This is a genomic window from Bradyrhizobium sp. 147, assembly GCF_023073935.1.
Classification (GTDB): domain Bacteria; phylum Pseudomonadota; class Alphaproteobacteria; order Rhizobiales; family Xanthobacteraceae; genus Bradyrhizobium.
In genome coordinates, this window is the sequence record NZ_JADPKL010000042.1 from 151784 (window position 1) to 165750 (window position 13967).

A 13967-nucleotide genomic window follows, 5' to 3' on the forward strand; every position below is an offset into this window, starting at 1 on the left:
CCAAACGAAAACGCCCGACCGTGAGGCCGGGCGTCCCGCTGAGTGAATTGTAGCGGAGCGGGTCAGACGGTCGATTTCGCGACCACGACCTTGCGCCAGGGTTTCAGCACCGCGATTGCGAGCAATGAAGCCAGAATGTTGGCGCCGGCCGCAATGATGAACACGCTGTCCCAGGTGCCCGACGATTGCTGCATGTAGTTGGCGATCGGCACCAGCAGCGCGGCGGTGCCCTTCGCGGTGTAGAGCAGGCCGGCATTGGTGGTCGCGAACTTGGCGCCGAACGTATCGGTGCAGGTCGAGGGGAATAGCGAGTAGATCTCACCCCAGGCGAAGAACACGAAGCCCGAGAGCAGCACGAACCAGATCGGATCATGGCCCCAGAGGTAGAGCATCCAGATGCCGAACCCTTCCATGCCGAAGGCGATGAACATCGTGTTCTCGCGGCCAATCATGTCGGAGATCCAGCCGAAGAACGGACGCGTCAGGCCGTTGAGCACGCGGTCGATCGTCGCCGCGAACGTCACCGCCGTCATCGTCACCGCCATCAGCGTGACCGGCACGTTGTCGACCTTCCAGTCGGCTGCGATCGGCTTCAGGTTCGCCGTCACCATCAACCCGCCAGCGCCGACGATCACGAACATGAAGTACATCAGCCAGAACAGCGGCTGACGCAGCACCTCGGTCGGTTGATAGTTGCGGCGGGTCTGGAGCAGATTGGCGTTCGCCACCACACTCGGCACCTGGCCCGCTTTCGGCGCCAGCAGGAAGAAGGCGAGGATGCAGATGATGATGCCTTGCCCGAGGCCGAAATAGAGGAAGGTGGTCTGAAATCCGCTGTCCTTGATCATGGCCTGGATCGGCGCGACGGTCAGCGCAGAGCCTGCACCGAAGCCTGCGGCCGTGATACCCGCAGCAAGACCACGCTTGTCCGGAAACCACTTCAGCGCGTTGCCGACGCAGGTGCCGTAAACGCCGCCGGCGCCGATGCCCGCGATGATCATGCCGAGATAGTAGCCGTTCAGCGTGGTGGCCTGCGCGTTGATCGCCCAGCCGATGGCACAGAGCACGCCGCCGACCAGCACGACGATGCGCGGGCCGTATTTGTCGACGAACCATCCCTCGACTGGCACGAGCCAGGTCTCGAACAAAACGAAGAGGGTGAACGCCCATTGAATCGAGGCGCGATCCCAGCCGAACGTCTTCTGGATGTCGGGGACGAAGAACGTCCAGCCGTATTGATAGTTGGCGATCATCACCATCGCGCCTACGCCGATGGCCAATTGCGCCCAGCGAAAAGCATCGCTTACACGTGTGACACTAGGGGCCGCTGCTGACTGCACCATGTCCGTCATTAAAACCCTCCCGAACGCGCCGATCATTTTTTATGCATGCGCTGGCTCGCATCCTGGTATTCATTATGCCAAGATTCAAGCGAGGGACTGAGGGTGCGGCGAAATATCGCGGGCTTGTTCACATGCGCCTTGGCTGCGGGATTGTAAAGCCTGAATTGCTGCCGGAGTGCCGGCGGCCATAGCGACTGTGCCACTTCAAGCGATTGATCCAACAAGAGATTTCTGTAACGCGGCGCAGCCGCAAGCACGCTGTGAAAAGCCCGTGCCCTCGGCACACGACCACTTGCGCGCTGTTCGCACACAGCGCCGTCCGGTGGGTCGGCGACTGCAAATCGTGGAATTCCTTATCCCAGAAGTCTTGGGGAGCTTCGCACGGCCGGCGCGCGGCGACGCCGGGTCGCGCGCGTCACACCATCGACGTCCGCAGCCGGCTGTAGCCTTCCTGGATCGCGGACCAGAACAGGGCGACCAGGCCGAGCGCCATGATGGTGCTGACGAGGCCATTGGAGAAGAACACGCCGAGCGATCCTTGCGATCCCAACAGCGATTGGCGGAAGGCTTCCTCCGCCTTGTCGCCGAGCACGATGGCGAGCACCAGCGGTGCCAGCGGGTAGTTGCACTTCTTCAGGAGGTAGCCCAGCACGCCGAACACAAGCATCAGCATCACGTCGAAGGTGCTGTTGTGCACCGAATAGGCGCCGATCGCGCAGAGCACCAGGATGAGCGGCGCGATGATGCCGAAGGGCACGCGGAGGATCGCGGCGAAGATCGGCACGCAGGTGAGCACGACGATGAGGCCGGCGAGATTGCCGAGATACATCGAGGCGATCAGGCCCCAGACGAATTCCTTCTGCTCGACGAACAGCATGGGGCCGGGCTGCAGGCCCCAGATCAACAATCCGCCGAGCAGGACGGCGGCGGTCGGGGAGCCCGGCACGCCGAGCGAGAGCATCGGCAGCAGCGCCGAGGTGCCCGCGGCATGGGCGGCCGTCTCGGGCGCGATCACGCCCTCGATCTCGCCCTTGCCGAAATTGTTGCCGCGTCGCGCCAGGCGCTTGGCGATGCCGTAGCTCATGAAGGAGGCCGGCGTTGCGCCGGCGGGCGTGACGCCCATCCAGCACCCGATCAGGCAGGAGCGCAGCGAGGTCAGCCAGTACGCGGGTAATTCCCGCCAGGTCTGAAGCACGACCCGAAGATTGATGGTGGCGTTGCCGCCTCGGAAAGCCAGTCCTTCCTCCATGGTCAGCAGGATCTCGCCGATACCGAACAGGCCGATCACGGCGATCAGGAAGTCGAATCCGTTGAGCAGTTCAGTGACGCCGAAGGTCAGCCGCAACTGGCCGGTGATCGAATCGAGGCCGACCGCCGCGAGCGCAAAGCCCATCATCATCGCCGCGATGGTCTTGAACGGCGGCTCCTTGCTGAGGCCAACGAAGCTGCAGAAGGCGAGGAAGTACACCGCGAACTTCTCCGCCGGACCGAATCGCAGCGCGAAACCCGCGACGAGGGGCGCGACCAGCGTGATCATGATGACGGCAAACAGCGCGCCCACGAAGGAGGAGGTGAAGGCGGCCGTGAGCGCCTCACCGGGTTTGCCCTGTTGCGCCATCGGATAACCGTCGAAGGTGGTCGCCACCGACCAGGGCTCGCCGGGTATGTTGAACAGGATCGAGGTGATGGCGCCGCCGAACAATGCGCCCCAATAGATACAGGACAGCATGATGATCGCCGACGTCGGCGGCATGCTGAAGGTCAGGGGAAGGAGGATCGCAACGCCATTGGCGCCGCCGAGCCCCGGCAGCACGCCGATGATGACTCCGAGCGTGATGCCGATGATCATCAGCATCATATTGTAGGGCTGCAGGGCGACCGCGAAGCCGTGAAACAGGTTGGCCAACTCTTCCATATCGATACGTCCTGCAGCAATAACGGGATGGCGGCGCAGCTCTTACAAACCAAGCCATTCCTCGAACGGGCCCTTGGGAAGCGGAACCAAGAACCAGCGCTCGAAAACGAGATAGGTCACGACCGGCATGCCGATCGCCACCGCGATGGTCGTCAGCCAGCGATAACCGCCGAGCCAGCGCATGAACCAGGCGATAAAGATCATCGAGGCGACGTAGAGGCCGATGAACGGCATCGAGCCGACATAGATCGCGGTGGGCACGACGACGCTCATGACCTGGCGAAGCTGTCCCCATTCTGCGAACAGCCGGCCGTCGTCGTGGCGCTGCGCGCTCCAGAGGTTGATGGCGCTTGCGCCGACGATGGCGGCGCCGACATAGAAGGGGAAGAAGCCGGCACGCGGGCCCTCCGCGCCCCAATTGATGCCGGCCTTCAGGCTGCCGAAGATCACGACCAGGCCGAAGACGCCGATCAACAGCGCCATGCCGATTTCCAGCGTCTTGTGTGCGGGGCCGGATTCGGATCCGGATCGTTCAGTCATGGGACCTCCACGCGGACGCAATCTTGCGCGGTCGCGGCAGATGGGAGGACGATCCAGCGTCCTCAGCCGTCGATGTCGCGGGTCAGTTCCCCGATGCGAGGAAGCCGGCTTCCTTCATCAAGCCTTCGTGGCGCTTCTCCTCGGCCTCGACCCACTTCGCGTATTCGGCTCCGGTCAGGAATGTCGTGTTGAAGGCGCCGCTCTTCATGAAATCCTGCCATTCCGGCGTGGCGCGGACCTTCTTGAACAGCTCGACGTAGTATTCGATCTGATCCTTCGTGGCCTTGGGCGACATGAAGATGCCGCGCAGCATGAGATATTCCATCGCCAGGCCCTGCGACTTGCAGGTCGGAATATCCTTCCAGGCCTTGCCGTCGGCGATCGGCTCGTCATAGGCCATCGGCTGAGCGTCGAAGACGCAGAGCGGACGGAGCTTGCCGCCGCGCCATTGCGCGACCGCCTCGATCGGATTGTTGACCGTCGAATCGACGTGATTGCCGACGAGCTGAACGGCGACTTCGCCGCCGCCCTTGTAGGGGATGTAGGTGAATTTTGCGTCGATTGCCTTCTCGATGCCGACGGTGATGATCTGGTCTTCCTGCTTGGAGCCGGTGCCGCCCATCTTGAATGAGCCGCTCGGGGCTTTCTTCACGGCGTCGAGGTAGTCCTTGACGGTGTTGTACGGTTTCTCGGCATTCACCCAGAGCACGAATTCGTCGAGCGCCAACATCGCCACCGGGGTCAAATCCTTCCAGTTGAACGGAATCCCCGTTGCCAGCGGCGTCGTGAACAGGTTCGACAGCGTGATGATGATCTTGTGCGGATTGCCCGACGACGTCTTCACATCGAGGAAGCCCTCGCCACCCGCGCCGCCGGCCTTGTTGATGACGACGAGCGGCTGCTTCATCAGATTGTGCTTGGTGACGATGCCCTGGATGGTGCGTGCCATCTGATCGGCGCCGCCGCCGGTGCCCGCCGGCACGATGAACTCGACCGGACGGACGGGCTCCCAGGCAGCACGGCTTGCGGTGCTGTTGGCGCACGACATCGCGATTGCCGCCAAAGCGACATTCAGAACGAATGGCCTCATCTTGTTTCTCTCCCTGTCGAATCCTCAACGCAGCCGATCTTTGTCGGCTTGCGTCAGCCCATCTCGATTCGGATGCCTGGGGTCACTCTTGCGGTCGATTTCCCATGGCAGTCCGGCAGAAACTCTATGAGTAGGGACAATGCGCGGCATCCGCTCCTTTCGGCTAAGGCTCCGCCAACGCTCGCGGCAGGTGTGCCCCTCGGCCGCCCCGCCCTGCGTTGCTGTTTCCCCTCTCAGGCCTTTGATCGCGCAATCGTTCGGGCGAATGGTATGCGAGATGCCAGCCGTCAAACAATCTGATCGGCGGGCCCCACCAGCGGACCAATCGTCGCAGTTGTGGTCGCGGGCCAGGGCAAGCCGCAAAACGAAAATGGCCCCGACATGCGAGGCCATTTGATCGAACGTAGGGTCTGCTAGGTCTGCCATCTCGCCGTTGGGCGGGCGGGCAAGGTCTTCTTACAGGCCGAAACGGGGCAGGTCGCCGTTGTGATTCGAGATCCTGGCGCTCGCCATCAGGAGGCTGTCGATCGCGGCCATCAGGCGGGCGAACAGCGAGGAGGAGGGGGCCAGGGCAACGGAAGCGGTCTTGGACATCGGAAATCCCTTTCTTGAGAACAGTCAGCCTTGCTGTCTCATTTCGAGGCAATCTATGTATACCAGATACCAGTGTCTATGCTCTTGTTTGCATAGCAGTACGCAAGCTTTCGCATTGCAGCATAATGCTGGATTAACGAAGCCGTTTCGGAAATAAAATTGCTTATGCCCGGGCGGGGATGTCGTTCCAGTGGGCGAAGGTGCGAAAAGCTGGCTAAATCATCCCGGATCGCGCGGGATCTTGCAGCGATGGGACGCCAAGTTCCGGCCGCACTGCAACGGTGGGTCTTGGCACGGTCGTGCAAAGCCGTTAGTGGTCCGCCCCCTTATCCAATCATCCGTCAGAGTGGTTCATGTCGAGCGCCTCGCCCGCCGTCTCGATCGGCATCGATTTTGGAACCAGCAATACGGTCGTCGCGCTCGCGGCGGACGACCGCCGGGTCGAGGCCATCCGCTTCGACCATGGCGGACAGCGCCACAGCGTCTACGTGTCGGCGCTGTGCTTCTGGGAGGAAAGGCCGGGAGCCGGCGCCCAGGCCGAGGGCGGTCCATGGGCGATCGAGCAGTTTCTCGAAGGGCGCCACGTCTACCGCTTCCTCCAGTCGTTCAAGACGTTTGCGGCGAGCTCCAGCTTCAACACCACCCAGGTGTTCCGCCAGCGTTACAAGTTCGAGGATATTTTGGCGGCGTTCCTGCGGACGCTGGCGCGCCACGGCGGCGACCGGTTCGGCTTCGAGGCCGCAAACATCACGGTCGGCCGCCCCGTCCGCTTTGCCGGCGGCAATCCCGACGAGGCGCTGGCGATGCAGCGCTATCGCGCCGCGTTCGAGCGCTTAGGTGCCGGCCACGCCCGCTACGTCTATGAGCCCGTGGGCGCGGCGTTTTCCTTCGCCCGCCGGCTGGAGCGGGATGCCACCGTGCTGGTTGCGGATTTTGGCGGCGGCACCAGCGACTTTTCCGTGATGCGTTTCTCGCGCAAAGGCGGCAGCCTTCGCGCCGAACCGCTGGGACACGCCGGCATCGGCATTGCCGGCGACACGCTCGACTATCGGATTGTCGACCACGTGGTCTCGCCGCGGCTCGGCAAAGGCTCCAGCTTCCGCTCGTTCGACAAGGTGCTGCCGGTCCCGAGCGGCCACTACACCAACCTCGCCCGCTGGCATCAGCTCGCGATGATGAAGAGCAACGGCGATTTGCGCGAGCTGCGCGAGCTTGCGCGCACCGCGCTGAAGCCGGCTCTGCTCGAGGATTTCATTACCATCGTCGATCTCGACCTCGGCTTTTCGCTGTACCGCGCGGTGTCCGACGCCAAGGTGGCGCTGTCGGCGCAGGACGAGGTGGACTTCCGCTTTGGAGGTGGCGGGGTCGACATCGGCGCGGCCATCACACGGAAAAATTTCGAATCTTGGATTGCCGACGATATCGCCCGGTTAGGGGCCACCGTCGACAAGGTGCTGGGCGAGGCGGGCATCACCGGGCGCGAGGTGGAGAAGGTGTTTTTGACCGGCGGCACGTCCTTCGTGCCGGCCGTCCGAAAGCTGTTCGCCGACCGTTTCGGTAACGAACGGCTGATGTCGGGCGACCAGTTCGAGTCGATCGCGTATGGTCTCGCGCTGATCGGACACAGCCCCGACCCGGACAGATGGACCGCCGGCGGCGGGCTTGAATCGAGGGCGGGCGCGTAACGATCGTTCGCAATGGATCGGATCTGCCTCGCACGCAGCCGCAGCTCAATTGGGCTCCGTAGATATCTGCAGACTCGATGTGAGTTGTTCTCTCGGAGAGTTCATTCGACGAGGCGGGGAAATCTGCGAATTTGGTCGAACAGATCACCCCGCTGCGTCAAACGCGGACCGGCTATTGGTTGATCTCCGGCTCGACGAGCCGTGCCAGGTTGCGCAGCGATTCCTGCCAGCCGAGATAACAGGCCTCCGGCGGGATGACGTCGGGGATGCCGGCCTGCGTGATGTCGACTTCGGTGCCGACCGAGACCTTCTTCAGGATCACGGTGACCTGGATCTCACCCGGCAGGTTAGGATCGTCGAACCTGTCGGTGTAGCGGAGGCGTTCGCCCGGGACGAGCTCGACATATTCGCCGCCAAACGAATGGCTGTTGCCCGTCGTGAAATTCCGGAACGACATCTTGAACGTGCCCCCGACCTTGGGCTCGAAATGATGCACGGTACAGGTGAAGCCGTTCGGTGGAAGCCATTTCGCCATCGCGTCGGCCTCCAGGAAGGCGCGATAGACTTTCTCCGGGCTGGTGGCCAAGACGCGGTGCAGACGGACAGTGCTGGGCATGATTGTTATCCTCAGTGAATTGATGGGCCGAGTTTGGCGTCTATGGCCCATTCATGTCACGAGGACGACGGGGAGGCTGCCGATCCGACACGGCTTTGCAGATTTTTGTTGGGCGTCGGTGCCTGCGATGGTTCGCGCGCCGGCCCGGCCAATCAGGCTTGGCGTGTCTTGTCCGCTTTGGTCTTCGATGCCAGAACCGGAAGGACGTCCCCCATGCGCAAAGGCTGACCGTTGGGGAAGCCGGACATCCTCAGGCTCGAAAAATGCGTGGTCCCGTCGACCGGAGACACATAGGCGAACTTGACCTCGATCTTGTGCTTGATTTCGTAGCCCTGCCATTTCGGGTGTTCGCGCGTCAGGATTTCGGCCTGGTCACAGCGAAGCAGATCAGAGGTCGACGTCGTCTTGGAGAAAATGCCGCGCTCGACCTTCTCCAGGTAGCACTGATCGGTCACAGCGCTGACGCGCGCATCGACGCGTTGAAAATTCGCCTTCTTGTCGTACTGGTCGTAGGCAGCAAAACCGGCGATGCCAACGGCGATCAAACCGAATACCAACAGACGCATGCTCGTGCTCCCGTTTGTGGCAGGTTGAAGCGCCAGACATTAAGGGCAGTTGAATCCGGTCAAGACGGTCTTCAGGAACAGAGAACGCTTCTTTGCGACCAACGCAGCCAGTTGAATCAAATTGATGCGATGCGAGTTAGATGAACTCTCAAATGGCCCCATCCGCGATGAGGTTCGGTTCGGGCCTAGAACCGCCGCGCCGGAGGAACGCGGAGCGCGCCGGCCTGTTGTTCGCGATCAGGACGGGAGATAGATCAATGATAACGAAGCTCTTAGTGAGTACGATGATCGCCTCGATGATGGGAACCGCGGCACTGGCGCAACCGAGTCAGAGCCAGCAGGGCGCGCAGGCCGGAGTGGCCGGAACAAGCGATACCACCAAGAGCACCGCTAAATCGAAGGGTGGGATGACGACGGGCACGTCTTCCAGCACGACCGACAGCTCAGGCACCAGCACTCCAGGTGGCCAGTCCACAAAGAAGAGCGGCGCACGGAAGTGATTGAGTTGAAAGCCCTCGAAACCAGCGAGGGCTTCTTGGTTTCAGCGGTCTTCCTATAGTCTACGAGGGAGCGCGAACCGCAATTCGAAGGACTCGTTGGGGGAGTCCGATGGGCTGCGTGCGGCGTCCACGAGGCCAACGGGCCGACCGCCACTCACTTCGCGTGGCGTAGAAATCAAGCTGCGCGTGCCGCTGCAAAGGACCGGCGGCCCGCCCAAAACATGAATGCAGCCATCGCGCCGATGCCGACTAGGCTTGGAAGGCTGCCGGCAAGGCCCGAAGCAAGCGCGGCAAAGCCCCAGATCGCCGCGAAGAAGTAGCAGATCAGTCCGACAACGGCCTTGCCGGCGCGTCGTGCCCCGCTGTAGCTGGTCTTCGCGAGCGCAGAGGCCGTGCGGATGGTTCGGACGGCTCCGTCTTCGTGCCGCTGAGTCCATGCCGCGGCGGGTTTTCGGATCATCAGGCGGCCTGTTCGGCTTTCAGTGCCGCCAGCCGTTCGGCGACGGTTGCGCTCTTCCGCATGCCGTCGATTTCGGCCACGCGATTTATCGTGCTCGCATCAGTGCGCGTGAATTCAACACCGCCCGCTCCGGCCATGGCGCGATCGAAGGCCTTTTCGGCCGCGTCGACTTTCTTCTCCGCAGCACGGTTCGGCCGAGCCGGGCCATCGCCGCCGAGCGCGGCCTCCTGCCGTGACATCAGGAAGGCCTGAAGCGTATCCTCCATCTGACGCTTGCGCGCCTGAAGCGCGGTGAGGCTGTCTTCAAGTCGCTGCTCCAGCTCGCGGGCCTGTTGCTGCACGGCATCGAGTTGCTTGGCTTGTGCTTCGAAGTCGATCTGGCGGGACAACGCAGCTTCGGCGAGATCATCCCGTTGCTGGTTCAAGGCGAACTTGGCCTTGGCGGTCAGCTCGTCGGCCCGCTCGGCGAGCATCTTCTGCTGACGTGCCGCTTGCAACCGACGCGCCATCGCAGCTTCAAGCTCTGCTTTCACCTGATCGATTGCGCGATCGGCCTCGCGGATGGCCTCGCGCATGACGGCATCGCTGCCGGCCTGCTCCATACGGTCAACGGTGTCCTCGACAGTTGCCGAGAGCAGACGGGACACGCGCGCGAAAATCGATTCAGCCATGACGAACCCCTTTTATGAAATTGGCGCCGAGTAGGCACAGGATTGTTTTAAGGCACTGTTACGCCATTCGACAACTTTAGCTATTGTTTGCAACGAATCCGCAACCGCATTGCGGTACCGTTCCGGAAGGTACCCAAGGGAGAGCGGGTCATGCTGTTGACATTGCTTGTTGTCTGTCTCGCGACGCTGCTTTTGTTGATTGCCTTACCTTCCTACATCGCATACGCGACGCATAACCGCCTGGTCGCGCTCGATCAGCGCTGTGACACGGCGTTCGGCGATATCGACGTTCACCTGAAGCACCGTCACAACCTGATTCCTCCCCTGGTGGAGACGGTGCGCGCATTCGTTAAGCACGAAAGTGACATTCTGCTGGGCGTCACGCAGGCGCGCGCCGACGCGCTGCAAGCCGCGACCCCGGAGCTGCGGCTCAGCGCCGAGCGGGATCTGACACAAAACATCAACGCCCTGATCGGCATGGCGGAGCGCTATCCCGAGCTCAAGGCATCCACGCACTTCGCCGAGTTGCGCAGCGAACTCGTCGATGCGGAAAATCGCATCACCGCCTCGCGTCGCTTCTACAATCTGGCGGTCGAGGAATACGCGACGACGCTGCGTCAGTTTCCCGGCAGCTACATCGGCCGCCTGTTCAGGATGGGCGCACGAAAGCCGTACGACCTCGGCATCGAACGCGTCCTGATCGACGAGCCCCTAGCGGTCAAATTCTGATTGAAGAGAGTTTGCCATGCGGGTGAACGGGCTCTACGGCCACGTCCGTCGCAATGACACGCGCTCGCTCGCATTGTTCGCGGGTTTCGTCGTCGCGTTCCATCTGCTCGCGATACTGGCGCTCGTGGTGCCGCTGGCCATGCTCGACCCCGAGCACGCGCCGCTCTACGGCTGGACGGGCTACCTCGTGCGCTGGGTGCCGATCGTCACCGTTGCCGGCGGCCTGCTGTTCGCAGTGCAGATGGCCTGGCACGTTCGCACCGTGCGCGGCAGGACCAACTTCCGCTTCGTCGACGACAATGATGAGCCGCGGCTCTGCCGCATTGTCGAGCCACTGGTGATCGCGGCCGGCCTGCCGACGGCCTATGTCGGCGTCATCGACAGCCCTGCGCTCAATGCATTTGCCTGCGGGATCAGGCGAAAGGACGCCGTGCTGGTCTTCACGCGCGGGCTGATCGACGTCCTGGACGACGACGAACTGGCCGCCGTCGCCGCCCATGAGATCGTTCACGTGGTCAACGAAGACATCCGGTTGATCGCGGCGACCAACATCTGCCTCGATACGCTGAGCTTTCTCCAGCCGCGGCGCAACAAGAGGCAGGTCAACCGGATCTGGGAAGCCTGCTCGCTGCCGATCCTGGCGATCGCGTTGCCGATTATGGTGGTGCTCATCCTCGTCGTCTCGCTGCTTCGCCGCCTTGCGCTCGACGGCAGCCACCTGACGCGTCTGCTGATCGCATCGGCACGCGAGTTCATCGCCGATGCGGAATCCGTCCGCTTGACGCAGAATCCGTCCGCGCTCGTCTCGGCGTTGCAGCGTATTGACGGGCGCAGCGCCATTCCCGGACTCGCGGCCGGGCAGGACGCCATGATGATCGATGGCGCGCACCAGGGGGCTTTCGCGACCCATCCCACGATCGCCGAGCGCGTGGCGGCGATCGTTTCGGTCACGGGATCGATGGCGCTGATCGCGCCTGCACGGCGGGACACGCGGCCGCCCGAGCTCCGGTCCGGAGCCGGGTTTGGTCGCCGTCCGTCGGCTACCCGCGCGGCGAGGTCTTGGCTTGCGCCAGCCTCTTTCGATTCCGACTTCAACAGGCTCGGCCTGACGTGGGAAATGACGGCGGGCGCAATCGCCGCGATCGCCGTGTTTCTGTGGATCCACCGCTCGGACCTCACCGGGCCTGCGGCGCTCGCCCGGGCTCTCGACCCTGCGCCGATGCGGACGTTCTTCGCGATGGGCGGCGAGGGAATGCGCTGCCAGATGCAGGGGATCGGCAAGCTCGTCGGACTGGCGAACGCGCCGGTCGGCTGCGACGAAGCGTCGATCGACAAGATGCTCGGGGCGCATCGCGGCGAGTCCAATCTCGTCGGGATCATGGCGGCGGGGCCGGCGATGACCCGCCAGGAGACGGCCGGGCCCGCCAGCCAGTGGAACGGAACGTTCGGCAATATCGCCACGGCGGAAGCTCAGCTGGCCGAAGTCCGGCGCGCTGGCTGTTTCCAGACCGAGCGCTATTCGGTCGGCGACCGCGGGCTTCACAAGGTCACCGAAGTGCCGCGGGACGCCAATTCGATCTCATTGCCCAGATATCTGGCCTTGAACGCCAGTGCTGCGCGGTACGTCGGCGAAGCGCCGCCCGCCGGCCGCGACGAGGCGATCCTCAAATATTTCAGATCCCGCAAGACGCTCAGCGGGGTCATTCATCGCTTCTTCGGCGATCCCGGTCTCGATGTTGCAACAAGGTCGTATGCGACCGCAGAGCATCAGGCCGCCATCGCTGCGTTACGCGAGCGCGTTGCGGCGGCCGATTTCGCGCCGGCGCTGACGCCGCTGGAGCGGGCCGAGATCGAGGCCCTTGCCAGGGCGCCGTTGGATTTTGTTTCGTGCACGGCGCGCCGAGGCCGCGTGGGCAAGGACGCTTAGGGCGAAAGTCCGATTGGTTAGCTTCGGATCATCACCGACGATTCATCGGTTCGCCCCGCGGCAGGGCCGTCGAGAACCAAAGGGACCGGCGCGCGGGCCCCGGCGCCGGAAGCGAGTCCGGCACTGACGAAGCGAAGCCACCATTCCGCTGTCGTTCTCCCGTCATCTCATGACGGACTAGGGCGCGGACTCATAACGCGCGGCCAGCCATAGGCGGATAGGTGCGAGTTGGACGAAGGCAAGGTAGTTTCCTGCAACCCTGTCGTAGCGCGTCGCCACCCGACGGCACTGCTTGATCCTGTTGAAGAACCGTTCGACGAGGTTGCGAGCGCGATAGAGGTACGGGCTAAAGCAGATCAGATCGCTGCGATTGCTTTTCGGCAGGATGTTGGCCCACGCGCCCTTCTTCACGGCAAGCTCCCTAATCCAGTCGGCGTCATAGCCACGGTCGGCAAGCAGCATTGATCCGGATTTGAGACGAGACAGCAGTTTTCCGGCAAGTCAACGTCGTGCGCCTAGCCGGGACTCAACGCAGGCCGTATCGGTAGACGATTGCTATCGACCACCGCGTGGATTTTGCTTGTAAGACCGCCGCGTGACCTTCCCATCGATTGGCGATGGTTCCTTGTCATACAGGCCCCATGTTGATGGACGCGAACAATGGATGTATCGATCATCTGCACGGCAGCATCATGGGCACCAGCCGGTACGCTCATGAGCTTGGCCCACACGCCCGCCCGTCGCCAGCCAACGAACCGATTGTAGCAGGTCGTGTACGGACCGAAGCTTTCCGGCAGGTCGCGCCACGGTGCCCCGGATCGCAAGATCCAGAAGATGCCATTGAGGACACGACGGTCATTCACTCGTGGCACGCCGCGCGACTTATTCGGCAGCATCGGCTTAATCGCAAACCACTCATAGTCCGTGAGTTCGTAGCGCATGATTCGACCCCTTCCGATGGATGGCTTGAATCATGGCTCGGCTGGCAGGCTCAACTGGTCGCTATGCACCCGAAAGCGGACCTATTATGCTCACCTTGAGTTTTGTCGTTCATGACCCAAAGCGGACTTCGCCTCCGACAATCGATACAATTTGAGCACCATCTCTTATCAGAGCGAAAGAATGCCTACCTACACCCGTGGGTAATCGCGGCAATGCGAGGGCACGATGCCAGACGATAACAAAAAGCCTCAACCATGCACTTGCGCCTTCGAAGAGCAACTGCACTGCCTCAGGTTTCAGTCTGGCGAGTGCAACCAGAAGGCTATCCCCGGAACCTTTAGCCATCCTAAGTCCAGATTTGGGCGTATCTCGCGACCAGCACCGATCCC

The 13967-nt window shown here is 62.5% G+C and carries 13 protein-coding genes and 1 pseudogene; 4 read left to right on the forward strand and 10 right to left on the reverse strand.

Annotation, left to right across the window (positions count from 1 at the left end; all coding sequences use genetic code 11):
- Positions 1–62: 62 nt before the first annotated feature.
- The 5 genes from oxlT to IVA87_RS10045 all read right to left on the reverse strand — a co-directional run bounded on the left by oxlT (position 63) and on the right by IVA87_RS10045 (position 5482).
- Positions 63–1352, reverse strand: a complete 1290-nt coding sequence (gene oxlT / locus IVA87_RS10025; RefSeq protein ID WP_247301223.1) for an oxalate/formate MFS antiporter — start codon at positions 1350–1352, stop codon at positions 63–65.
- 406 nt (positions 1353–1758) lie between these two features.
- A complete protein-coding gene (locus IVA87_RS10030) occupies positions 1759–3258 on the reverse strand; it encodes a tripartite tricarboxylate transporter permease (protein ID WP_247301222.1) in 1500 nt (499 codons plus the stop codon).
- Between the two features lie 42 nt (positions 3259–3300).
- Positions 3301–3798 (reverse strand): tripartite tricarboxylate transporter TctB family protein, encoded by a 498-nt coding sequence (locus IVA87_RS10035; protein WP_247301221.1) that lies wholly within the window; start codon positions 3796–3798, stop codon positions 3301–3303.
- Between the two features lie 82 nt (positions 3799–3880).
- Positions 3881–4846 carry a tripartite tricarboxylate transporter substrate-binding protein gene (locus IVA87_RS10040; protein ID WP_247301406.1) on the reverse strand — a complete coding sequence of 322 codons (966 nt, stop codon included), beginning with the start codon at positions 4844–4846 and terminating at the stop codon, positions 3881–3883.
- A 498-nt stretch (positions 4847–5344) separates the two neighbouring features.
- Positions 5345–5482 carry a hypothetical protein gene (locus IVA87_RS10045; protein ID WP_247301220.1) on the reverse strand — a complete coding sequence of 46 codons (138 nt, stop codon included), beginning with the start codon at positions 5480–5482 and terminating at the stop codon, positions 5345–5347.
- 353 nt (positions 5483–5835) lie between these two features.
- Here IVA87_RS10045 and IVA87_RS10050 point away from each other — a divergent pair, with 353 nt between their 5' ends.
- Positions 5836–7167, forward strand: a complete 1332-nt coding sequence (locus tag IVA87_RS10050; protein WP_247301219.1) for an Hsp70 family protein — start codon at positions 5836–5838, stop codon at positions 7165–7167.
- Between the two features lie 172 nt (positions 7168–7339).
- Here IVA87_RS10050 and IVA87_RS10055 read toward each other — a convergent pair whose 3' ends face one another.
- Positions 7340–7783: an SRPBCC family protein gene (locus IVA87_RS10055; RefSeq protein ID WP_247301218.1), complete on the reverse strand. Its 444-nt coding sequence runs from the start codon at positions 7781–7783 to the stop codon at positions 7340–7342.
- 152 nt (positions 7784–7935) lie between these two features.
- Positions 7936–8349 carry a hypothetical protein gene (locus tag IVA87_RS10060; protein WP_247301217.1) on the reverse strand — a complete coding sequence of 138 codons (414 nt, stop codon included), beginning with the start codon at positions 8347–8349 and terminating at the stop codon, positions 7936–7938.
- 257 nt (positions 8350–8606) lie between these two features.
- On the opposite strand from IVA87_RS10060, the gene IVA87_RS10065 reads away from it, so the two are divergent.
- Positions 8607–8849 carry a hypothetical protein gene (locus tag IVA87_RS10065; RefSeq protein ID WP_247301216.1) on the forward strand — a complete coding sequence of 81 codons (243 nt, stop codon included), beginning with the start codon at positions 8607–8609 and terminating at the stop codon, positions 8847–8849.
- Positions 8850–9024: 175 nt separating this feature from the next.
- Here the strand turns inward: IVA87_RS10065 and IVA87_RS10070 are convergent, their stop codons facing one another.
- Positions 9025–9309, reverse strand: coding sequence for a hypothetical protein (locus tag IVA87_RS10070; protein WP_247301215.1), 285 nt, complete (start codon positions 9307–9309; stop codon positions 9025–9027).
- On the reverse strand, positions 9309–9980 hold the full coding sequence (locus IVA87_RS10075) for a PspA/IM30 family protein (RefSeq protein WP_256466465.1): 672 nt from the start codon (positions 9978–9980) through the stop codon (positions 9309–9311). Before IVA87_RS10075 ends, IVA87_RS10070 begins: the two co-directional genes overlap by 1 nt.
- Before the next feature lie 150 nt (positions 9981–10130).
- On the opposite strand from IVA87_RS10075, the gene IVA87_RS10080 reads away from it, so the two are divergent.
- Positions 10131–10709, forward strand: a complete 579-nt coding sequence (locus tag IVA87_RS10080; RefSeq protein WP_247301213.1) for a LemA family protein — start codon at positions 10131–10133, stop codon at positions 10707–10709.
- Between the two features lie 16 nt (positions 10710–10725).
- Entirely contained in the window at positions 10726–12636 is a 1911-nt protein-coding gene (locus IVA87_RS10085; RefSeq protein ID WP_247301212.1) for a M48 family metalloprotease, read from the forward strand.
- A 177-nt stretch (positions 12637–12813) separates the two neighbouring features.
- Here the strand turns inward: IVA87_RS10085 and IVA87_RS10090 are convergent.
- Positions 12814–13577, reverse strand: a pseudogene (locus IVA87_RS10090) (IS5 family transposase).
- Positions 13578–13967: the final 390 nt, after the last annotated feature.